Origin of the sequence: Microbulbifer sp., assembly GCF_036563125.1 — a bacterium.
GTDB lineage: Bacteria > Pseudomonadota > Gammaproteobacteria > Pseudomonadales > Cellvibrionaceae > Microbulbifer.
The window spans coordinates 99,618-121,675 of the sequence record NZ_DATCMV010000091.1; the positions used below are offsets into that span (position 1 = coordinate 99,618).

The window sequence follows — 22,058 nt, forward strand, 5'->3', positions numbered from 1 at the left end:
GCCTGAACAGTGCCCCGAACAGAAATAATTCAGTCGGATTTTTCCTGTTGCTGCAGATTCTGCAATGCCAGTCGCAGAAAGCCGTTGGCGTTCTCAAGTGCGGCCTCGGCCGGTGCGCGCTCGAGTCCACTCAGGATCATCATGATCGCCAGCTTGGCGTTGTGACCGCATTGATCCAGTACCCGGTCGGCTTCCTCATAGGAAGCGCCGGTGGCTTCCACCACGATACGTCGGGTGCGGTCCACCAGCTTCTGGTTCGTTGCCTTTACGTCCACCATCAGGTTGTAGAAGCTCTTGCCGATACGAATCATGCTGGCAGTCGTAATCATGTTCAGCACCAGCTTCTGTGCCGTTCCGGCTTTCATGCGGGTGGAGCCGGTGAGCACTTCTGGGCCCACTTCCGGGAGAATTGCGATATCGGCTTCTTTCGCAATCGTGGCGGCCTTGTTACACGCGAGGGCAACGGTCGTGCATCCTAGGCCGCGAGCATAGCGCAACCCTCCGGTGACATAGGGCGTACGACCGCTGGCGGCGATACCGACAACCACATCTCGCGGGTTCAGGTGAATGGATTTGAGATCCTGCGCGCCCAGTTCCGGGTTGTCTTCCGCGCCTTCCTGCGCGCGATGCACGGCAGCTTCGCCCCCGGCGATCAGGGGGATGACCATACCCTCTGGCACACCATAGGTAGGCGGACATTCCACGGCATCCAGCAGGCCGATGCGCCCACTGGTACCCGCGCCCATATAGATCAGACGCCCGCCGGAACGAAATGCTTCGACCACCGCATCGACCACCAGTGCCACTTCCGGCAGTACCTGGCGGACGACGCCGGGTACGCTGCTGTCGGCATCATTGATTTTTTCCAGAATGCCCAGGGTGGGTAGCAGGTCGATATCCAGGGTGTCCGGATTGCGCGACTCGCTGGCAAGGGATCCGAGTTCTTTCGCGAGCGTTTTCTTCATGTCCCCCTCGCCGGATGGGCGAACCTTTATTGTCACCGGAATTTTTGCGGGTAAATCCGGTCGATGTGACCGCTGGATACCGCGGTCATGGCTGGGTGAATCTGGCGGGTGGTGTCTGCGCATGACTGAAGTGTAATCAGGCCTGGTAAGCGGCACCACCGCGCTGCGGGTAATTGATCGGATGTATGGCGGTTCCAGGAAAGGTTATGCTTTGCGGGAATAAAAAAATATCGGGTTGCAATGAATGAATCTGAATCAGATCACCTTGCCGGTGCGTGACATGCCGCAGGCCACAGCGTTTTACCGCGGTCTCGGCTTTTTGCAGATTGTGGATACGCCACATTATGCGCGTTTTGAGTGTCCGCGGGGTGAGAGCAGTTTTTCGCTGGCGCTGGAGCAGGGTGATTTCCGCAACGGTGCGGTGATTTATTTCGAGTGCGAGGAGCTCGACGCACGGGTGGCGATGCTGCAGGAAAAGGGTGTCAAATTCGCGCAGATGCCGGAGGATATGTGCTGGCTGTGGCGCGAGGCGGTGCTGTATGACCCCAGCGGTAACAAGATCAAGCTCTACTGGGCGGGAGAAAATCGACTCAACCCGCCTTGGCGGGTTGAGATCTCGGCGTAGCGCAATTATTTCTGCGCGTTAAATTGTTTGCCGTTGATGCCGATGCTGTCATCGCCCATCAGGTAGAGATAGGTGGGCATGATGTCTTCCGGGGTGGCGACGGTTTTCGGGTCTTCCGCGGGGTAGGCGGCCGCGCGCATGTTGGTGCGAGTGGCGCCGGGGTTGATGCTGTTGACGCGAATATTCGACACGCCATCCACTTCGTCCGCCAGCACCTGCATCATGCCCTCGGTGGCGAACTTTGACACCGCATAGGCACCCCAGTAGGCGCGGCCTTTGAGGCCCACGCCGGACCCGGTAAAGATCACCGAAGCCGACTTGGACTCTTCCAGCAGCGGCAACATGGCCTTGGTGAGGCCGAAGGCCGCGTTCACATTGACCTGCATCACCTGTTGCCAAACCGAGTAGTGGTAGTTCGCCATCGGGGTGCGCTGCCCAAGCAGACTGGCGTTGTGCAGCAGACCGTCGAGGCGACCGAATTCCTGTTCCACCCCTTGCGCCAGAAATTCCAGTTCCTCCCAGCGGACGCCCGCCAGATCGACCGGCAAAATGGCCGGTTTGGCGTCACCGGCGGCTTCGATTTCGTCGTACACCGCTTCCAGCTTGGGCACGGTGCGTCCGAGAAGAATGACGGTGGCGCCATGGGCGGCATAGGTTTTGGCGGCTACACGGCCGATGCCGTCGCCGGCGCCGGTGACGAGGATGATTTTGTCCTTCAGCAGGTCCGCAGGAGCTTGGTAATCGGTGATGGTCTCAGACATCGGGAATCGGGCTCGTAGATAATGTTTTTTCGCGTGCGCGGCGATTACGTTTCGGGGAAATTATTTGTTCAGGTAGTGCTGCTGGAGCAGGGGCCAGATTTCACTGGCGTTGTGGATCAGGTGGTCGGCCTTCCAGTTTTCCGGATCGTCATCGCTGTCGATATAGCCATAGCTGCAGGCGATGGTAGGCATGCCAGCGGCGCGTCCGGCCATGATGTCGCGCTCGTGGTCGCCCACGTAAACCGCCTCTGACGGGTGGCAGCCAATGCGGCTGCAGGCGAGCAGAATGGGTTCCGGGTCGGGCTTGCGGTTGGCGACGTCATCGGGGCAGATAATCGCGCCGGGAGTGGGCAGGTGTGCAAATGCCTGCAGCAGCGGAATGGTATAGGCCGAGGGTTTGTTGGTGACCACGCCCCAGGCGATGCTGTTTTCCGCCAGTTGGTTCAGCAGCCGCTCGATGCCCGGGAAGGGCACAGTGTGCTTGGCCAGATGCATCAGGTACAAGTCCAGCAGGCGCTGGCGCAGGTCGCTGAACCCGATTTCGCCTTCGTCAACGCCGAAGCCGAGGCGCACCATGGCGCGGGCACCATTGGAAACCACTTCGCGGATGGTGGCATCCGCCAGTGGCGGCAGATGTTCCTGCTGGCGCAGCTGGTTGAGCACCACCACGAAGTCGGGGGCGGTGTCGAACAGGGTACCGTCGAGGTCGAAGAGTACAGCTTTCATATCCGGGTACTTCTGGTTTTATTCTGCTGGGCGAATGGTGTGCATCAGGTAGTTGACGTCTACGTCCCTCGGGTTGAGTTTGTACTGTTTTGTGAGGGGATTGTAGGTCATACCGGTGATGTCGCGGGTTTGCAGGCCCGCTTCGCGCACCCAGCGGCCGAGTTCCGACGGGCGGATGAATTTGCCGTATTCGTGGGTACCTTTGGGAAGCATGCGCAACACGTATTCGGCACCGACGACCGCAAACAGCCAGCCTTTGGGGGTGCGGTTGATGGTGGAGAAGAAAATGTGGCCGCCGGGCTTGACCAGCTTGGCGCAGGCGCGAATCACCGATGCCGGGTCGGGCACGTGTTCGAGCATCTCTAAACAGGTGACGATGTCGTAGCTGGCGGGCTCGGCTTCGGCCAGCTCTTCGACAGGGATGCGGCGGTAGTTAATGTTGACGCCGCTTTCCAGGGCGTGGAGTCTGGCGACGTTCAGCGGGGCTTCGCCCATGTCGATGCCGGTGACGTCGGCGCCGCGCTGTGCCATAGATTCGGTGAGGATGCCGCCGCCGCAACCGACGTCGAGGACCTTTTTGCCGGCGACGGGGGCGCGCTGGTCGATGTAGTTGGCGCGCAGTGGGTTGATCTCGTGCAGGGGCTTGAATTCACCCTGCTGGTCCCACCAGCGACTGGCCAGTTGTTCAAATTTGGCGATTTCCGCCGGATCTACGTTGGTCATTTGGGCCTTATTGTGGTTGTGGGGTCCGTTTTTCCCACCTTCACTGGCGCCGCCGCTCCCGGTAACCGTTTCCGGGACACGCCGTAAACCCATCCATGGGGGCTCGGCTGCGGCCGTCCTGGCCGCAGACGGTCCCGGAAACGGTTACCGGGAGCGCCAGCTTCAATTCTCAGTTTCTCACTTCGTCAGCGCCTGCTCATTTAGCGAGACCGGCGATTCTATCACGCCATACCCCGGCCCGTTGCCGCACTTCTTCCTCATTGAGAGTCATTAGTCCGCGATCCTTCAATAATAGTTTCCCCGCCACCCACACATTGCGCACATTGTGGCCGTTGGTGGTGTAAATCAGCTGTGAGAGCGGGTCGTGCAGCGGCTGTTGTTCCAGCTCGCTCATGTCGATCGCGCACAGGTCCGCGGCTTTGCCCACTTCGATACTGCCGGTTACGTCGTCGATCCCCAGGGCGCGGGCACCGTTAATGGTGGCCATGGCCAGGGCCTGGTGGGCGGGAAGGGCGGAGGCGTCGCCGGAGATCGCTTTGGCGAGCAGCGCGGCGGTGTTGGTTTCCAGCAGCATGTCGAGGCCGTTGTTGCTGGCGGCGCCGTCGGTGCCAATGGCGACATTGATACCGGCGTCGAGCAGTTTCGCAATGGGGGTGAAGCCGGAGGCGAGCTTCAGGTTGGAGCGGGGGCAGTGGGCAATGTGCGCTCCGGTCTTCTGCAGCAGTGCGATGTCGCTGTCATCTACGGCGGTCATGTGGACACAGAGCATCTGCGGAGACAGCAGGCCCAGGTTGTGCAGGCGCTGAATGGGACGCAGGCCGGTGTCGGCGATGGCCTTTTCGACTTCGCCCGCGGTTTCGTGCAGGTGCATCTGTACCGGCATCTGTAGTTCATTGGCGTAGATGGCGATTTTTCTCAGGGTTTCATCGCCCACGGTGTAGGGGGCGTGGGGGGCGAAGGCGAGGCCGATGCGGCTGTGGGAGCGGTAGTCGTCGCGGAGTGCCAGGCCTTTTTCGATGGCGTCATCACCATTTCTGGACCACGCATTGGGGAAGTCGATGATTGGGAAGGCGATCTGCGCGCGCATTCCCGCTTCCCTTGCTGCAGCGGCGGTTGCTTCCGGGAAGAAATACTGGTCGGAGAAGGTGGTAGTGCCGCTGCGGAGCATTTCTGCCATGGCGAGGCGGGTGCCGTCGGCGACGAATTCGGGGCTGACCCACTGTTGTTCGGCAGGCCAGATGTGCTTCTCCAGCCAGGTCGTCAGCGGGTGGTCGTCGGCAAAGCCTCGCAGCAGGCTCATGGCGGCGTGGTTGTGGGTGTTGATCAGGCCGGGGATCAGGATCTGATTGTCGAGCTGGTGTTCCTCCCGCGCATGGAAGCGGTTGCGGGCCTCTGCAGTGGGGAGGATGGCGGCGATAAGTCCGCCTTTGATGGCCAGTGAGCAGTTTTCATACACCCGTCTTTCCGGTACCACAGGAATGATCCAGCGGGCGTGAATCAGGGTATCGACTGCCTGTTTATTGTTCGATTTTTCCGCGAAATCGCTGCTGCTTGCTGTGGCCATTGTGTGTTTTTTGTTCCGGGGCAAAGCGGCAGACTTTAGCGGCGCTGGCGAGCGTGAACAAGTCTCTACAAGTCGTCCTTCCGCGCGCCAGTTGTGGTAGAATCGCCCGCTTGATCGGGGTCTGTGACCAGCTGGCCCCACCAGTTTCCCAGCCTGTTGCCGTGTTTGCCCTGATAGGGTGGCGGCGGTGGGTGAAGCCGGGGCCTGCCCCGTGGGTGGCGTTAACGATAAGGAATGCCTAAAAATATGGGCGAATTAGCCAAAGAAATTTCTCCGATCAATATCGAAGAAGAGCTGAAGCAATCCTACCTCGACTATGCGATGAGCGTGATTGTGGGTCGTGCGCTGCCGGATGTGCGCGACGGCCTTAAGCCGGTGCACCGCCGGGTGCTCTTCGCCATGAACGAACTCAAGAACGACTGGAACAAACCGTACAAGAAGTCCGCCCGTGTGGTGGGTGACGTGATCGGTAAATACCACCCGCACGGCGACAGTGCGGTGTATGACACCATCGTGCGTATGGCGCAGCCATTCTCTCTGCGCTACATGCTGGTGGATGGTCAGGGTAACTTTGGTTCCATCGATGGCGATAGCGCAGCGGCGATGCGTTACACCGAGATCCGCATGGACAAGCTCGCCCACGAGCTGCTGTCGGACCTGGATAAAGAGACCGTTAACTTCATCGACAACTACGACGGCTCCGAGCAGATGCCGGAAGTGTTGCCGTCGCGGGTGCCCAACCTGCTGGTTAACGGTTCCTCCGGTATTGCGGTGGGTATGGCCACCAATATTCCGCCGCACAACCTGAGTGAAGTGGTGCGCGGCTGCCTGGCGCTGATCGACAACAGTGATCTCACTGTCGATGACCTGATGGAATATATCCCGGGTCCGGACTTCCCCACGGGCGCCACCATCAATGGCCGTGCCGGCATTCTCCTGGCGTACCGTACCGGCCGCGGCCGTATCTACGTGCGTGCCAAGGCAGAGGTGGTGCGCGACGAAAAAACCAGTCGTGAAACCATCATCATTCACGAGATTCCCTACCAGCTGAACAAGGCGCGCCTGATTGAGCGCATCGCCGAACTGGTAAAAGAGAAGAAGATCGAAGGTATTTCCGAGCTGCGCGACGAGTCCGACAAAGACGGCCTGCGCGTGGTGATCGAGCTCAAGCGCGGCGAGCTTGGGGATGTGGTGTTGAATAACCTCTATTCCCAGACCCAGCTGGAAAGTGTGTTCGGTATCAACATGGTGGCGCTGGTCGATGGTCAGCCCAAGCTGCTGAACCTGAAACAGCTGCTGGAATACTTCATTCGCCACCGCCAGGAAGTAGTTACCCGCCGCACCGTGTACCTGCTGCGCAAGGCGCGCGAGCGCGGGCACATCCTGGAAGGCCTGGCGATCGCCATTTCTAATATCGACCCGGTAATTGAACTGATCAAGGCCTCAGCCACCCCGGCGGATGCGCGCGAAGCGCTGCTGGCCAAGGGCTGGCCGGTGGGTGACGTGCAGCAGTTCCTGGAGCGCGCCGGTGCCGATGCCTGTCGCCCGGACGAGTTGCCGAAAGAGTTCGGGCTGCGTGACGGTGCCTATTACCTGTCTCCGGCCCAGGCCCAGGCGATCCTGGAGCTGCGCCTGCACCGCCTCACCGGTATGGAGCACGACAAGCTGCTGGCGGAGTACAGTGAGCGTCTGGAGCAGATCGCGGAATACCTGGAAATTCTCGGCAGCCCCGAGCGTTTGATGCAGGTCATCCGCGAAGAGCTGGAGCTGCTGGAAAAAGAGTACGGCGATGCCCGCCGCACCGAGATCGTTGCTTCCCGCCAGGATCTGTCCGTGGAAGACCTGATTACCCCGGAAGACAAGGTGGTTACCATCTCCCATGGTGGTTACGCGAAAAGCCAGCCGTTGGCGGACTATCAGGCCCAGCGCCGTGGCGGCATGGGCAAGTCGGCCACCCAGGTGAAGGACGAGGATTTTGTCGAACACCTGCTGATCGCCAACTCCCACGACACCATTCTGTGCTTCTCCAACCACGGCAAGGTCTACTGGCTGAAAGTGTACGAAGTGCCCACCGCCGGTCGTGCGTCCCGCGGTCGCCCGATGGTGAACATGCTGCCGCTGGAAGAGGGTGAGCGCATCAGCAGCCTGATGCCGGTGTCGGAATACGATGAAAACCACTTTATCTTCTTTGCCACCGCCAACGGCACCGTGAAGAAGACGCCGCTGACCTCCTTTGCTCGTCCGCGCAGTGTTGGTTTGCGCGCGATAGACCTGGATGAGGGCGATCGCCTCGTTGCCACTGCGATTACCGATGGCAGCCGCGATGTATTGTTGCTGACCAGTGCGGGTAAGGCTGCCCGTTTCGCCGAGGAAAATGTGCGCTCCATGGGTCGTGTGTCCCGCGGTGTGCGTGGTATCCGTATGGCGGACGGCGTCTCTGTAATCGCCATGGTGATTCCAGAAGAGGGCGGCTCGGTGATGATGGTGACCGAGAATGGTTACGGCAAGCGCACAGCTACCTCTGACTTCCCCACCAAGGGGCGCGGTACCCAGGGTGTGATTGCCATCGCCGAGAGCGAGCGCAATGGTGCATTGATCGGTGCCTGCCAGGTACATCCGGGTGAGGAAATCATGTTGATTTCCGATCAGGGCACGATGGTGCGCACACGGGTGGATGAGGTGTCCGTGCTGGGCCGTAACACCCAGGGTGTGCGGGTAATTCGCCTGAAGGAAGGCGAGCAGCTGGTGGGGCTAGCGCGCATTCAGGAAACGGATGATGCCGGCAGCGACGAAGGTGGTGACGCCGATGATGGCGCCGCCGACGAGTAATGGCTGCACCCCTGAACCCCGAGAAAGGCTGCGATAATTCGCGGCCTTTTTTGACTTTAGTCGTCCCTATCTCTGCGGTGGCGAAAGCCCTGTAATCGAGCTGGGCAAATTCCGTGATCGCCAGTTTAGCGATGGCTGGAATTGGCAAAGATTTAATTCAGATCTGTTTTTCTTCTGGGAAGTGGAATCAATGAGGAAGTTTAATTTCTGTGCGGGTCCTGCGGCGCTGCCGGAGCCGGTGTTACGCCAGGCGCAGGAAGAGCTGTTGGACTGGCAGGGTATCGGTTGCTCGGTGATGGAGGTCAGCCACCGTTCACCGGAGTTTACCGCGGTCGCCGAGGAATCCGAACAGGACCTGCGGGATCTGCTGCAGATCCCCGACAACTACAAGGTACTGTTTCTGCAGGGCGGCGCTACCGCCCAGTTCAGCGCGATTCCCTGGAACCTGTTTGGTGCCGGCAGCAGAAAGGCGGATTACATCCACACCGGCCAGTGGGCAGAGAAAGCCATCAAGGAAGCAGAGCGCTACGGCGAGGTCAACATCGTCGCCTCGGCGGAGGATCGCAACTTCTCCTACGCGCCGGCGGCGGACAGTTGGCAGGAGAGCGCAGGCGCGGCCTATTTCCACTACACGCCCAATGAGACCATCGGCGGGGTGGAGTTTCCGTATATTCCGGAGGTGAAGAGTCCTCTGGTTGCGGACATGTCTTCCACGATCCTGTCGCAGCCGATTCCGGTGGAGAAGTTCGGCTTTATTTACGCCGGTGCGCAGAAGAATATCGGTCCCTCCGGTATCGCTGTGGGCATCGTGCGCGACGACCTGCTGGATCGCGCGCTGCCGGAAATTCCGCGCAGCCTGAGCTGGAAGATCGCGGCGGAAGGGCAGTCCATGGACAATACCCCGCCGACCTTTGCCTGGTATCTCTCCGGGCTGGTGTTCAAGTGGCTCAAGGCCCAGGGTGGTGTCGACGCGATGGCGGAGCTCAGCCTGAAGAAGTCCGGTCTGCTGTACGACTTCCTCGATCGCAGCGCATTTTTCTCCTGTCCGGTGGCGAAGGATAGTCGCTCGCGCATGAATGTGCCGTTTGTGCTGGCGGACGACAAGCTGGACAAGCTGTTCTTGCAAGAGTCGGAAGCGGCGGGGTTGTTGAACCTGAAAGGCCATCGTTCCGTGGGTGGTATGCGCGCGTCGTTGTACAACGCGGTCCCGCTGGAGGCGGTGGAGGCGCTGGTGGCCTTCATGGCGGACTTCGAGCAGCGTCACGGTTGATATAGCGTTAAAGACAAGTTAGGTATTTAGGCGAGAGTTATGTCTGAAGATAAGCCGAAGCAGGACGAGCGCCTGCTCGAACTGCGCAATCGCATCGACAGTATCGACAGCGAAATTGCGCGGCTGATTTCCGAGCGCGCCAACTGTGCGCTGGAAGTCGCGGAAGTAAAAAAGAGCAACGGCGAAGATGCGCTCTACTACCGCCCCGAGCGTGAAGCCCAGGTGCTGCGCCGGGCAATGGAGCGCAACCCTGGTCCGCTCACCAATGAAGAGATGGCGCGCCTGTTTCGCGAGATTATGTCCGCCTGTCTGGCGCTCGAAGAGCCGATCAAGGTGGCCTATCTCGGGCCCGAGGGCACCTTCACCCAGCAGGCTGCACTGAAGCACTTTGGCCATTCAGCCGTGTCCAAACCGCTGGCGGCCATCGATGAGGTGTTCCGCGAAGTGGAAGCGGGTGCGGTCAACTACGGTGTGGTGCCGGTGGAAAATTCCACCGAGGGTGTGGTGAACCACACGCTGGACAATTTCATGACGTCCAACCTGAAAATCTGCGGCGAAGTGGAGTTGCGGATTCACCAGCACCTGATGATCTCCGACATCACCCGCAAGGATTCCATCACCCGTATTTACTCCCACGCCCAGAGTCTGGCGCAGTGTCGTAAGTGGCTGGACTCTTACTACCCGAATGTGGAGCGCGTGGCGGTGGCGAGTAACGCCGAGGCAGCCAGGCGAGTGAAGGGTGAGTGGAATGCGGCGGCTATCGCCGGCGATATGGCGGCGGAGCTGTACGGCCTCAAGATCCTCAATGAGAAAATCGAGGATCGCCCGGATAACTCCACCCGCTTTCTGATCATTGGTTCGCAGGCGGTGCCGCCCAGTGGTGACGACAAAACGTCGCTGATGGTATCCATGCGCAACGCACCGGGTGCGCTGCACGACCTGCTGGCGCCGTTCCAGCACCACAAGATCGATCTGACTCGGGTGGAAACGCGCCCGGCCCAGAGTGGCAACTGGACCTATGTGTTCTTTATCGATTTCGTGGGGCACCGCGAGCGCGAAAATGTGGCTGCGGCGCTGAAAGAAGTCGGTGCCTGCGCTTCAGATATGAAAGTGCTGGGTTCCTACCCCCGCGGAGTGCTGTAAATGGCGGTGGCAGGAGAGTGCAGGGGGCAGGAAGCCTCAGGGGTTATTGTCGGTCGCCTGGTGGTGGTCGGCATTGGCCTGATCGGCGGCAGTCTTGCATTGGGCCTGAAGGCCGCCAGCGGTTGCCGCGAGGTTATCGGCGTGGCGCGCAGGGCGCAGACCTGCGAGCAGGCGGTGGCGCTCGGCGTGGTAGATCGTGCGGTTACCGATCTCGGTGAAATCCTGCCGGAGCTGGATGCGGGGGATGTAATTTTTGTTGCGGTGCCCACGCTTACCGTGGAAGCAGTATTCGCGCAGCTGAAGGGCCGTCTTCCTGTGGGCGTGACCGTTACCGACGGCGCCAGCGTCAAGGGCAGTGTGGTTGCGGCGGCGAAAAATGTCTGGGGGCAGGTGCCGGACTTTTTAGTGCCGGGGCACCCCATTGCCGGTTCCGAGCAGAGTGGCGTAACCGCCGCGCGCGATGATCTCTATATTGCTCACCGCATTATTCTCACGCCGCTGGAAAATACCGCAGCGGTGCATGTGCAGCGTATTCATGCCATGTGGGAGGCGGTTGGTGCGGAAGTGCTGACCATGCCGGTGGTGGAGCACGACGAGGTGCTTGCGGCCACCAGCCACCTTCCTCATGTGATTGCCTTCGGGCTGGTGGATACCCTGGCCCACGACGCGGAAAACGAGAATATTTTCCGCTATGCCGCCGGTGGCTTTCGCGATTTTACCCGCATTGCTTCCAGTGACCCGGTGATGTGGCGGGACATCATGCTCGCCAACCGGGAGGCAATTCTCAAAGCCATCGATCTATACACCTCCAATCTGGAATCCCTGCGCAGTGCCATTGCCAGCGGCGACAGCGAACACCTTATGGGGGTTTTTACCCGTGCCAAGGCGGCGCGGGATCACTTCACCAAAATGCTGGCCAAAAAAGCGTACACGGAAATTATGGAAGCGAAGGAAGTAACGTTTGTCGCCCGTCCGGGCGGCGCAGTGAATGGCGATCTGCGGGTGCCGGGCGACAAGTCTATGTCGCACCGCTCCATCATGCTGGGCTCTCTGGCAGAAGGCGTCACCGAGGTAGAGGGATTTCTGGAGGGGGAGGACGCACTGGCGACCCTGCAGGCTTTCCGCGATATGGGTGTGGTGATCGAGGGGCCGGTCAATGGTCGCGTCACCATTCACGGCGTGGGTATGCACGGACTGCAGGCGCCACCCGGGCCGCTGTATGTGGGCAATTCCGGAACCTCCATGCGTCTGCTTGCCGGCCTGCTGGCGGGGCAGAAATTCGATTCGGTGCTGACCGGTGATGAATCCCTGTCCAAGCGCCCGATGAATCGCGTGGCCAATCCGCTGCGGGAGATGGGCGCAGCGGTGGAGACTGGTGAGGATGGTCGTCCGCCGGTAAAAATCACTGGCGGCCAGTCCCTGAGGGCGATCGATTACACCCTGCCCATGGCCAGTGCCCAGGTGAAGTCCTGTGTGTTGTTGGCGGGACTCTACGCTGACGGTGATACCAGTACCACCGAGCCTGCGCCCACCCGCGACCACACCGAGCGCATGCTGGCCGGGTTCGGCTATGAGGTTAACCGCGATGGCGCCCGCGCCAGCTTGAGTGGTGGCGGTAATCTGACAGCCTGTCATATCGATGTGCCTGCGGATATCTCCTCGGCCACCTTCTTTATGGTGGCGGCCTCCATTGCCCCGGGTTCAGATGTGCTGCTGCGGCATGTGGGGATCAACCCCACCCGCGACGGGGCCATCAATATCCTGCGGGCCATGGGTGCGGACATTACTCTTGAGAATCGCCGCGAAGTGGGCGGTGAGCCAGTGGCGGATATCCGTGTGCGCTATGCGCCGCTCAAGGGTATCCAGATCCCGGAAGATCAGGTGCCGCTCGCCATTGACGAGTTCCCGGCAATCTTTGTCGCAGCCTCCTGTGCGGAAGGGGAAACCGTGCTTACCGGCGCGGAAGAGCTGCGGGTGAAGGAGAGTGATCGCATTCAGGCCATGGCGGACGGACTCAAGATCCTTGGTATCAATGCGGAGCCTACGCCCGATGGCATTGTGATTCAGGGTAAGGGCGGCAACGGTGAAGCGGCAGTATTTGGCGGTGGCGAGGTGGACAGTCTCGGGGACCACCGGATTGCCATGTCGTTCGCAGTGGCGGCGTTGCGCGCGGGTGCGGACATCCGTATCTTGCACTGCGCCAATGTGGCCACGTCTTTCCCCAATTTTGCCGAGTTGGCACAGGGTGCGGGAATGAACCTGGAGGTGCACTGAGCGCACCTCCATCCTATACCGGCAAAAAGCAAACTAAAGCAGTACCAAATTAGTTATGACTGAAGCAATCACAAAAGCGCCTGTAATCACCATTGACGGACCGAGCGGTTCTGGCAAGGGCACCATTGCCAAGCTGTTGGCGGACAAGCTCGGGTTCGCGCTGCTGGATTCCGGCGCGCTCTACCGTCTGACTGCACTGGCGGCATTGAATGCCGATGTGGACCTGGCGGATGAGGCCCGGCTTGCGGATATCGCGGGCAACCTGGATATCCAGTTTGCGATTGCCAACGATGAAGTGAGCGCGCTGCTGTGTGGCAAGGATGTGAGTCGCGATATTCGCATGGAGCGGGTGAGCATGGCGGCCTCCAAGGTCGCGGCTATTCCCGCGGTGCGGGACGCCCTGCTGCAGCGCCAGCGTGACTTCCGCGCTGCCCCTGGCCTGGTGGCGGATGGTCGAGATATGGGGACGACAGTCTTCCCCGACGCCCCGGTCAAGATTTTCCTTACCGCCAGTGCGGAAGAGCGCGCCCGGCGGCGCTACGATCAGTTGCAGGGCAGGGGGGTTTCTGTTAGCCTCCGCGACCTGCTGGAGGACATCCGCGCCCGGGACGACCGGGACATGAATCGCGCAGCCTCCCCTCTGGCGCCGGCGGAAGACGCCTTGGTGCTGGACAGCACGAGCATCGACATAAACGGTGTTCTGGAAAAGGTGCTTGAATTGGTTCATAAGCGCATCAGTTGATGCTTCTTTGGGAATCAATTCCTAAAAACAGATTTTTAACAGCAGCGGCCGGGATCAGCCAGAATTGCCCGGCCGCAGTTGTAATCCGACCCGCGTACTGGCAGCGCGGTGGGGTTCCTACTGGCGGCTGACTAAACTTAATAGTTGTCATCGGTGGAGCCCATATATATAGGTAATGTAATGAGCGAGAGCTTTGCTGAACTATTTGAAGAGAGCCTGAAAAGCGTTGAAATGGCACCGGGTGCAATCGTTACCGGTGTTGTAATCGACGTGGACAAAGACTGGGTTACCGTACACGCGGGCCTGAAGTCTGAAGGCGTTATTCCTGCGGAACAGTTCAAGAACGAGAAAGGCGAACTGCTGCTGCAAGTGGGCGACGAAGTACAGGTTGCCCTGGAAGCGGTTGAAGACGGTTTCGGTGAAACCCGTCTGTCCCGTGAAAAAGCCAAGCGCGCTGAAGCCTGGAAAATCCTCGACGCTGCACACGCTGCAGACGAAGTGGTTAAAGGTGTTATCAGTGGCAAGGTTAAAGGCGGCTTTACTGTTGACGTTGCCAACATCCGTGCATTCCTGCCGGGTTCTCTGGTAGACGTTCGTCCGGTTCGCGATACCGCGCACCTGGAAGGCAAAGAGCTCGACTTCAAAGTTATCAAGCTGGACGCCAAGCGCAACAACGTTGTTGTTTCCCGTCGCGCAGTGATGGAAGCAGCCAACAGCGAAGAGCGCGAAGCTCTGCTGGCTAGCCTGCAAGAAGGTATGGCAGTTAAGGGTATCGTGAAGAACCTGACCGACTACGGCGCGTTCGTAGATCTGGGCGGTATCGATGGCCTGCTGCACATCACCGACATGGCGTGGAAGCGTATCAAGCACCCGAGCGAGATCGTGAACGTTGGCGACGAAATCGAAGTCAAGGTTCTGAAGTTCGACCGCGATCGCAGCCGTGTATCCCTGGGTCTGAAGCAACTGGGCGAAGATCCGTGGGTATCCATCAAGCAGCGTTACCCGGAGAACAGCCGCGTGAAGGCTGTTGTAACCAACCTGACCGACTACGGCTGCTTCGCAGAGCTGGAAGAAGGTGTGGAAGGTCTGGTACACGTTTCCGAAATGGATTGGACCAACAAAAACATTCACCCGTCCAAAGTTGTCAACGTTGGCGACGAGGTCGAGGTAATGATCCTGGACATCGACGAAGAGCGTCGTCGTATCTCCCTGGGTATCAAACAGTGCCAGGAAAACCCCTGGGACGCGTTCGCGCGTAAGTTTGCCAAGGGCGACAAGATCTCCGGTAAGATCAAGTCCATCACCGACTTCGGTATCTTCATCGGTCTGGACGGCAGCATCGACGGTCTGGTTCACCTGTCCGACATCTCCTGGAACGAAGCTGGCGAAGAAGCCGTGCGCAAGTTCAAGAAAGGCGACGAGCTGGAAACCGTTATCCTGGGTATCGACTCCGACCGCGAGCGTATCTCCCTGGGTATCAAGCAGCTGGAATCCGATCCGTTCTCTGACTACGTTGCCACCAACGATCGCGGCAGCATCGTGATGGGCACCGTGAAGGAAGTTGACGCCAAGCAGGCGATCATCACCCTGGCCGGCGAAGTGGAAGGTGTTCTGCGCGCTTCCGAAATCAGCCGCGACAAGGTTGAAGATGCTCGCAACGCCCTGAAAGAAGGCGATGAAGTAGAGACCAAGATCACCAGCGTGGATCGCAAGAACCGCGTGATCAGCCTCTCCATCAAGGCCAAAGACCAGGACGACGAGAAGCAAGCGATCAAGGATCACAGCAAGAAGCAAGCTGAGCAGGTTCAGCCGGCTACTATCGGTGACCTGATCAAGGCGCAAATGAATAACAAAGACTAATAGGTCCTTGCTGTTCAAAGGCTTCAGTTCCATGAGCTGAAGCTATCCGGAAGCCGGACTGGGGTTGCCCAGTCCGGCTTTCTATTAGATGATTGCCGCTATTCCAGAATAATCAATGACTTAGAAAGGATTGCGGACAGCATGACCAAGTCTGAACTGATCGAGAAGATTGCTCTGAGGTTGGATCAGCTGCCGGTGAAGGATGTAGAGCTGGCGGTCAAAGTCATGTTGGACACCATGTCGGGTGTCCTGGCTGAAGGGGAGCGGATCGAGATCCGCGGATTTGGCAGTTTTTCCCTGCACTATCGGGCGCCGAGAACCGGGCGCAACCCCAAAACCGGTGACTCGGTCGAACTGGCAGGTAAATACGTGCCTCACTTCAAACCGGGGAAAGAACTCAGGGACAGGGTCAATCAGCAGCTGAGCCACGACGCACTCGAGAGTGCGTGATTGCCGGGCTGATTGCAGTGGGCTAACACTGTAACGGACTAATCGTTTTTCACTCCCTCGGGAGCCGGAGGTTCTCTTGTCATTTCTGCGCTGGATATCGCGTCTGCTATTCGGGGTGCTAGCACTCGCCTGCGTTGCCCTGGGGGTGTATTTCGCCGTCGATAATCCTGAGAGTATTACCCCGCGGTTTGCCGGCTACCCGCTATTTGCGGGCAGTGTTGGGTTCTGGTTGATCGGATTTTTGCTGATTGGCGCGTTGCTGGGTTTTCTCGCCAGCCTGTTGCCATACTGGACCGAAAGGCGCCGGGTAAAAGGCTTGGAGCGCCAATTGTTGCGTACCGAGCGCGAATTGCAGACGGTGCGCCGCCAGGTTGCCGGAGAATGAGTTGAGCGACCTGACGTTTTTCATCTTCATTTTTGCGTCCATCGCCATCGGGTGGTATCTCGGTCGCAAGAGTGGCAAAAAGAAAGGTGCAAAAAACAATCAGCACCATGCTCTGGCGCAATCCTATGCGCAGGGGCTCAATTACCTGCTCAGCGAGCGTCACAACGACGCGATCGAAAAATTCATCGATGCGCTCGAAGTGAGCAGCGCCACCTTCGAAACCCATCTCGCCCTGGGCAACCTGCTGCGCAAGCGCGGTGAGCACGACCAGGCCATTCGCGTGCACCAGAATCTGCTGGCACGTCCCAGTCTTAACCGGATCAGCCAACAGAAAGCACAGCTGGAGCTCGCGCGGGATTACATTGCCGCGGGCTGGCTCGACAGGGCGGAGCGGCTGCTGCAGGAGCTGGTGGAAACGTCTTCGGAGCTGCGCAATACCAGTCTCGAATATCTGGTAGAGGTGTACCGGGATGAGCGCGAGTGGGCGAAGGCGATCCACGCCGTAAACCTGCTGCACGGGCGTCGCTTCAAGCGTTTGCCCGGAGAGTGGGCGCCGGTACAGGCGCACTTCTGCTGTGAGCTGGCGGAGGAGGCGATCAACAGCAAGGATTACCTGAGTGCTCGCAAGCATATCGATGCTGCCCTTGGTTACGACCGACACTCGGTGCGCGCCAATCTGTTGCTAGGGCGGCTTGAGTATCTGCTTGGTCGTCCGCAAGAGGCCATCAAGGTGCTCGAGAGGGTGCCAAAGCAGAACCCCGACTATATTCCTGAAATTCTCGACCTGTTGATTACCTGCTACGACGCGGTAGGCGACGAGCAGGGGTTGGTTCAGTACCTGGAGGCACTGCTCAAGGAGCATCCTTCAAACAGTGTGCTGATTGCACTGGCAGAGCGGATTCACCAGGCGAGGAGTGAAGCGGAAGCCGCTGCTTTTATGGGTAAGCAGTTGGCGCTGCGCCCATCGCTGCGGGGACTCGGCTACTTCCTTAGTCTGCACATTGATGGTGCCGAGGGGCGCTCGCAGGAAAACCTGTTCCTGCTCAAAAATCTGATCGACCAGCTTATCGCCAGCCGCCCTCATTACCGCTGCAACAATTGTGGCTTTTCCGGCAACCAGTTGCACTGGCTGTGCCCGAGCTGTAAACGCTGGGGCAGTGTGCGCTCGGTAAAAGGTATCGAGGGCGAGTAGCGCCCCAGCCGCTGTGGTGGCTGCAAATCCATTTTGAAGATAGAGGTGTTCATTGACTGATTCTGTTGCATCCCCAGTAATCGTGGCGCTGGATTATGACAATGCGGAAGCCGCGCTTGCGATGGCCGCCCAATTGGATCCTGCGATCTGCCGTGTGAAGGTGGGTAAGGAGCTGTTCACTATCGCCGGGCCGGATCTGGTGCGGGAACTGGTGGGGAAGGGCTTTGATGTATTCCTTGATCTGAAATTCCACGACATTCCCAATACCGTTGCTGCGGCCGTGCGCGCGGCCGCCGGTCTGGGGGTGTGGATGGTCAATGTTCACGCCAGTGGTGGGGAGCGCATGATGCGTGCCGCGGCGGATGCACTGGCCCCTCTGGGAGTAAAGCGACCGCTGCTGATCGGTGTCACTGTGTTGACCAGCACCGCGGAAGAAGAGCTGGCGCCAGTCGGTGTAGTCCGACCGCTGAGAGAGCAGGTGGTGGCATTGGCGCAGTTGGCCAAAAGCAGCGGGCTCGACGGCGTGGTTTGTTCGGCACAGGAAGCGGAGTCCCTCAAGCAGGCTTGTGGCAGTGCGTTTTCCCTGGTTACCCCGGGTATCCGTCCCGCGGGTTCCGCCGCGGACGATCAGCGCAGAATCGTTACTCCGGTAGATGCCTTGAAAAACGGTTCTGACTTTCTGGTAATTGGGCGACCGATCACTGCTGCCGAAAATCCCGCTGCCGCACTGCAGGCGATCGTTGAGGATATTCGCAACAACGCTGCTTGACGGGTTGGCGAAATCGAGCTGTTGGTTGTACCAAGGTCTCATTTAGTGCCCGGCTGTACTCGCGTGTAATGGCGTGTAATCGCTAAAGGGTCAAAAAGTGGGGGAGTTGTTGGTAAAGTCACTTCCGCTTGGGGAAGTATGTGGTCCCATGGAATGACGACCAATAAACCGACTAAAAGGAATTTACCATGAAACTTTTCCGTATCCCGCTGGCTGCACTTTTCGCGATTTCACTGATGCTGGTTACTGTTCAGCAAGCGACTGCTGATGAGCCTGTTGTGCAGGAACAGGTACTGGTTAACCTGAATACCGCATCGGCTGAAGAGTTGTCGGCGGCGCTCGAGGGGGTGGGGGCTGCAAAAGCGGAGCTTATCGTTCAGTACCGGGAGCAGAATGGAAAATTCTCGAGCATCGAACAGTTGCTCGAGGTAAAAGGAATCGGTGTTGCAACTCTGGAGAAGAACAAGAGTCGAATCCAGTTGTAACAGGAGCATCAAGACAGCGCCCCATGGCGCTGTCTTTTTTTGAGTGCAGCCCGATATTGCATCCGGGCTAAATTTTTTAAAGGCGGCAATTCAGCAAAATGCGATGGGTGATCATAGGCAGCTCGGGATATATAGGCTCCGCTTTGTGCCGTTATCTGGTAGACCGGGGGTTGCCGGTGCTATCGCTGTCTCGTCGCAGTTATGGGCCAGCAGGTTGCGAGCATCAGCAGATTGCAGAATATGCGGAGGCCGGGTTTTATGGGGTGTTCGCCCCTGGCGACAAAGTCGTATATGCCGCGGGCCTGGCCAGTATTCCTAGATGTCGCCAACAGCCGGAGCTCGCTGACCGGCTCAACTGCCAGTTGCCGGTTGCTTTGCTCAAGTTGGCCAATGAGGCGGGTGCTGAAAGTTTTCTGTATTTCTCCAGTGTCAAGGCAAAGAAGGTCCCTTGTGGAAAAATTGCACGGGAAGAAGCGGGTGAGCCGGCCACGGATCCCTACGGGCTGAGTAAATGGCGTGCGGAGCAATTGCTCCTGGCTTATCCCGGTAACATTCGAGTCAACGTTCTGCGCCCCGCTGCGGTTTACGGTGAATACAAGGGGAAAGGGCGCGAGTGTCAAATAAACGCGGGCGACCGCCGCGCGTTTTTTTGGAAAGCGCGATTGAAGCGTCTTGGGAGGTTCCTGCCTTTTGTTCCCGCGACGGGGTATCGCAGTTTTGTGGCATTGGATGATCTTTTGACCGCGATTACTTTGTTGGAGGAGCGGTTGTGTAATGGCGAAGTTTTCATCGCTTCGGAACCGGCTTACTACGATCTTGCCGCAATCAGCTCGGCCGTGAGCGGGAGGCGTATAAAAAGCAACCGGTTTGCGGCGGCATTTTTATTGTCACCATTTAGCGTCCTGTCATTTTTGGGTGTTAAGACAGCTTTCCTTGATGTGTCAAGAGGTGAGCTTTATAGTTCGGAGCGGTTAAGGGTGCGTGTGGGCTGGCTGCCAAGGACGCGCTACGATGATTTTTTGAGGGGGAGTTGATGGGGGCGCTGATGCATTTGTGGTGGGTTCCGCTTTTCATATCTGCCCTGGTAACCGCCGCCGTATTGTGGTTGCTTCTCACTCGGTTACGCCAGTTTGCTCTGGATACCCCTAATCATCGCTCGCTTCATGAAGTACCTGTACCACGCACTGGCGGTTTGGCGATTCTGGCCGGTGTTGTTGCTGGAGTGCTCGCAGGCGGTGTGGATTTGTCTGCTGGTGTAGCTGCCGCGTTTTTCTTGCTGTTGGCGGTTTCAGTAGTGGATGATTTGTACTCCTTGAGTGCCCGACTTCGCTTCTCTGTACAAATTTTATCCGTATCGCTGCTGTCTTTTTCATTGGTTCCGGGGTTTGCGCATTGGCTGTTGTGGGTTCCTGCAATTCTCGTGGGTGTCTGGGTTGTCAATCTGTACAACTTTATGGATGGAATGGATGGGTTTGCCGGCAGTATGACCAGTATCGGTTTTACGGCTCTGGGATTGATTTGCATCCAGCGTGGTGCGGGCGATCTGGCGGGGATCTGTTTTTTTCTGGCAGCCAGTAGCACCATCTTCTTGTACTACAATTGGCCGCAGGCGCGAATTTTTATGGGGGACGCCGGGTCGACAGTGATCGGGCTGGCGGTCTTCGCCGTCAGTATTGATGGATGGGAGCGTGGCGTGTTCAGCCTGGCAATACCGCTGCTGATTTTTCTGCCGTTCTGGTTTGATGCCACCTTGACGCTGGCGCTGCGGGTGATGAGGGGGGAGCGCTGGTGGGAAGCGCATCGTCAGCACCTGTACCAGCGCGCGGCACTGAAGTTTGGTGTGAAATCTGCATTATTTTTTGAGCTGGCCGTGATGCTATGCACGTCGACGATGGCGTATTTGCTGGTAGCATCCGAGTTTGCTGTGTGATTCCTGAGCATGGTTCCAACGGAAGGTTCTGAAGTACTTGTGTGGTGAGTGGATCATGGAGATCCGTCAAAGGAATACATTGGGGGGCTAGTGAAGCGCTTTTATAAAGTTGCACAAAAAAACTACAAGCCGGTGCTGATGCTGTGTTATGACCTGCTGATGTTGACAGCGGCATTTCTGCTGGCAATGACCATCAGGTTCAACGGCGCTGGGCTCGTCACGGAGCAGGCTATGGCGTTGTGCCTTGGCATGACACTGGTCTCTAGTAGTTTCATCTTTCTTCGCCTGGGGCTTTACCGCACGGTCATCCGCTACATGGGGCAGCAGGCTATCGTTGCCGTGCTTCAGGGGGTGACGGCATCCGCGGTGGTACTTGCGGTGGCCTCCTACCTTACCTATGCCGGTGTTCCCCGTTCCGTACCGGTTATCTACTGGTGTTTTGCCCTGATCGCTGTTGGCGGTTCGCGCTGGCTGGTGCGTGTCTACTATCAGATGGCGCTGGAAATCCACAAAACCCGGGTTGCGATCTATGGTGCGGGAACTGCGGGTCTGCAGTTGTACAAGGGATTGATTCACGGCGAAATGTATAAAACCGTCGCGTTTTTTGACGATAACGCCTCCAAGCAGAACACCTTGATCGATGGTGTTCTGGTCTACAGCCCGGCGAATATCCTTGAGGTCATTGCCGAGCGGGACATTTCAGAGGTATTGCTGGCTATGCCTGGGGTGCCCAAGCGCCGCCGGCGAGAGATTACCCGCAGCCTGCGAGAGCGAGGGGTAGTGGTAAAAGTGATTCCCGGCATGGAAGAGCTGGTCGATAGCGCTGGCCGGGTTTCGGATGTTTCCCAGATCTACGAAAACATTCTCGGTCGAGCACCGGTAGAGCCGCAGAAAGGGCTGATTTCTGCGTCCATCGCGGGCAAGGTGGTATTGGTGACCGGTGCCGGAGGTTCCATTGGCTCTGAGCTGTGTCGCCAGATTGTGCAGTGGGAACCGTCGAAGCTGATTATGGTGGAGAGTTCAGAGTTCTCTCTCTATCAGATCGAGCGTGAGCTGCGCCAGCAGCAGCTGGATGAAAACCTTCGGGTTGAAGTGACAGCGTTGTTAGGGGATGTGCGTAACCGCACCCGCATGACTGAAATTATTCAGTCCTTTAATGTGCATACCATCTATCACGCCGCCGCCTACAAGCATGTGCCCCTGGTGGAGCAGAATGTGGTGGTAGGCGCGGAAAACAATGTTCTGGGAACGCTTTCGGTACTTGAGGCGGCGGAAGCCTCCGGTGTCGAACAGTTTGTGCTGGTCTCCACGGACAAGGCGGTGCGCCCGACCAACGTGATGGGGGCTACCAAGCGCCTTGCTGAG

General features: G+C 58.4%; 20 protein-coding genes. 15 read left to right on the forward strand and 5 right to left on the reverse strand.

All coding sequences use genetic code 11. The features are described from left to right. Positions 1 to 29 precede the first annotated feature (29 nt). Positions 30 to 965 carry an N-acetylmuramic acid 6-phosphate etherase gene (gene murQ, locus VIL80_RS07630; RefSeq protein WP_332035526.1) on the reverse strand — a complete coding sequence of 312 codons (936 nt, stop codon included), beginning with the start codon at positions 963 to 965 and terminating at the stop codon, positions 30 to 32. Between the two features lie 244 nt (positions 966 to 1,209). On the opposite strand from murQ, the gene VIL80_RS07635 reads away from it, so the two are divergent. Beyond that, the gene (locus VIL80_RS07635) at positions 1,210 to 1,590 is read left to right on the forward strand and encodes a VOC family protein (RefSeq protein WP_332035527.1); all 381 of its coding nucleotides are present in this window, start codon (positions 1,210 to 1,212) and stop codon (positions 1,588 to 1,590) included. 5 nt (positions 1,591 to 1,595) lie between these two features. Here the strand turns inward: VIL80_RS07635 and VIL80_RS07640 are convergent, their stop codons facing one another. The 4 genes from VIL80_RS07640 to VIL80_RS07655 form a co-directional block, all read right to left on the reverse strand. After that, complete coding sequence (locus VIL80_RS07640; protein ID WP_527250111.1) at positions 1,596 to 2,351, reverse strand: YciK family oxidoreductase; 756 nt, start codon at positions 2,349 to 2,351, stop codon at positions 1,596 to 1,598. A 60-nt stretch (positions 2,352 to 2,411) separates the two neighbouring features. Beyond that, entirely contained in the window at positions 2,412 to 3,077 is a 666-nt protein-coding gene (locus VIL80_RS07645) for an HAD family hydrolase (protein WP_332035528.1), read from the reverse strand. A gap of 18 nt (positions 3,078 to 3,095) precedes the next feature. Then, complete coding sequence (gene ubiG / locus VIL80_RS07650) at positions 3,096 to 3,800, reverse strand: bifunctional 2-polyprenyl-6-hydroxyphenol methylase/3-demethylubiquinol 3-O-methyltransferase UbiG (protein WP_332035529.1); 705 nt, start codon at positions 3,798 to 3,800, stop codon at positions 3,096 to 3,098. A 196-nt stretch (positions 3,801 to 3,996) separates the two neighbouring features. Then, the gene (locus VIL80_RS07655) at positions 3,997 to 5,364 is read right to left on the reverse strand and encodes a TRZ/ATZ family hydrolase (RefSeq protein ID WP_332035530.1); all 1,368 of its coding nucleotides are present in this window, start codon (positions 5,362 to 5,364) and stop codon (positions 3,997 to 3,999) included. A 246-nt stretch (positions 5,365 to 5,610) separates the two neighbouring features. On the opposite strand from VIL80_RS07655, the gene gyrA reads away from it, so the two are divergent. From gyrA to VIL80_RS07725, 14 genes are all read left to right on the forward strand, one after another. Then, positions 5,611 to 8,193, forward strand: coding sequence for a DNA gyrase subunit A (gene gyrA / locus VIL80_RS07660; protein WP_332035531.1), 2,583 nt, complete (start codon positions 5,611 to 5,613; stop codon positions 8,191 to 8,193). A gap of 190 nt (positions 8,194 to 8,383) precedes the next feature. Beyond that, complete coding sequence (gene serC / locus VIL80_RS07665; protein ID WP_332035532.1) at positions 8,384 to 9,463, forward strand: 3-phosphoserine/phosphohydroxythreonine transaminase; 1,080 nt, start codon at positions 8,384 to 8,386, stop codon at positions 9,461 to 9,463. 39 nt (positions 9,464 to 9,502) lie between these two features. Continuing rightward, positions 9,503 to 10,606, forward strand: coding sequence for a prephenate dehydratase (pheA, locus tag VIL80_RS07670; protein WP_332035533.1), 1,104 nt, complete (start codon positions 9,503 to 9,505; stop codon positions 10,604 to 10,606). Further along, positions 10,607 to 12,880 (forward strand): bifunctional prephenate dehydrogenase/3-phosphoshikimate 1-carboxyvinyltransferase, encoded by a 2,274-nt coding sequence (locus tag VIL80_RS07675; RefSeq protein WP_332035534.1) that lies wholly within the window; start codon positions 10,607 to 10,609, stop codon positions 12,878 to 12,880. It abuts the gene before it with no gap. A 55-nt stretch (positions 12,881 to 12,935) separates the two neighbouring features. Beyond that, a complete protein-coding gene (gene cmk / locus VIL80_RS07680; RefSeq protein WP_332035535.1) occupies positions 12,936 to 13,622 on the forward strand; it encodes a (d)CMP kinase in 687 nt (228 codons plus the stop codon). A 180-nt stretch (positions 13,623 to 13,802) separates the two neighbouring features. Further along, the gene (gene rpsA / locus VIL80_RS07685; RefSeq protein WP_318954450.1) at positions 13,803 to 15,482 is read left to right on the forward strand and encodes a 30S ribosomal protein S1; all 1,680 of its coding nucleotides are present in this window, start codon (positions 13,803 to 13,805) and stop codon (positions 15,480 to 15,482) included. 141 nt (positions 15,483 to 15,623) lie between these two features. Next, positions 15,624 to 15,932 (forward strand): integration host factor subunit beta, encoded by a 309-nt coding sequence (gene ihfB / locus VIL80_RS07690; protein ID WP_318954449.1) that lies wholly within the window; start codon positions 15,624 to 15,626, stop codon positions 15,930 to 15,932. A gap of 76 nt (positions 15,933 to 16,008) precedes the next feature. Next, positions 16,009 to 16,317: a lipopolysaccharide assembly protein LapA domain-containing protein gene (locus tag VIL80_RS07695; protein ID WP_240914203.1), complete on the forward strand. Its 309-nt coding sequence runs from the start codon at positions 16,009 to 16,011 to the stop codon at positions 16,315 to 16,317. 1 nt (position 16,318) lies between these two features. Next, positions 16,319 to 17,509: a lipopolysaccharide assembly protein LapB gene (gene lapB / locus VIL80_RS07700; protein ID WP_332035536.1), complete on the forward strand. Its 1,191-nt coding sequence runs from the start codon at positions 16,319 to 16,321 to the stop codon at positions 17,507 to 17,509. Positions 17,510 to 17,561: 52 nt separating this feature from the next. After that, positions 17,562 to 18,278 carry an orotidine-5'-phosphate decarboxylase gene (pyrF, locus tag VIL80_RS07705; protein ID WP_332035537.1) on the forward strand — a complete coding sequence of 239 codons (717 nt, stop codon included), beginning with the start codon at positions 17,562 to 17,564 and terminating at the stop codon, positions 18,276 to 18,278. 188 nt (positions 18,279 to 18,466) lie between these two features. Next, on the forward strand, positions 18,467 to 18,763 hold the full coding sequence (locus tag VIL80_RS07710) for a ComEA family DNA-binding protein (protein ID WP_332035538.1): 297 nt from the start codon (positions 18,467 to 18,469) through the stop codon (positions 18,761 to 18,763). A 98-nt stretch (positions 18,764 to 18,861) separates the two neighbouring features. Continuing rightward, entirely contained in the window at positions 18,862 to 19,797 is a 936-nt protein-coding gene (locus VIL80_RS07715) for an NAD-dependent epimerase/dehydratase family protein (RefSeq protein ID WP_332035539.1), read from the forward strand. Then, on the forward strand, positions 19,797 to 20,693 hold the full coding sequence (locus tag VIL80_RS07720; RefSeq protein ID WP_332035540.1) for an MraY family glycosyltransferase: 897 nt from the start codon (positions 19,797 to 19,799) through the stop codon (positions 20,691 to 20,693). The genes VIL80_RS07715 and VIL80_RS07720 overlap by 1 nt, the downstream gene beginning before the upstream one ends. A 90-nt stretch (positions 20,694 to 20,783) precedes the next feature. Continuing rightward, a partial coding sequence (locus VIL80_RS07725; protein ID WP_332035541.1) for a polysaccharide biosynthesis protein occupies positions 20,784 to 22,058 on the forward strand: 1,275 nt, incomplete at its 3' end.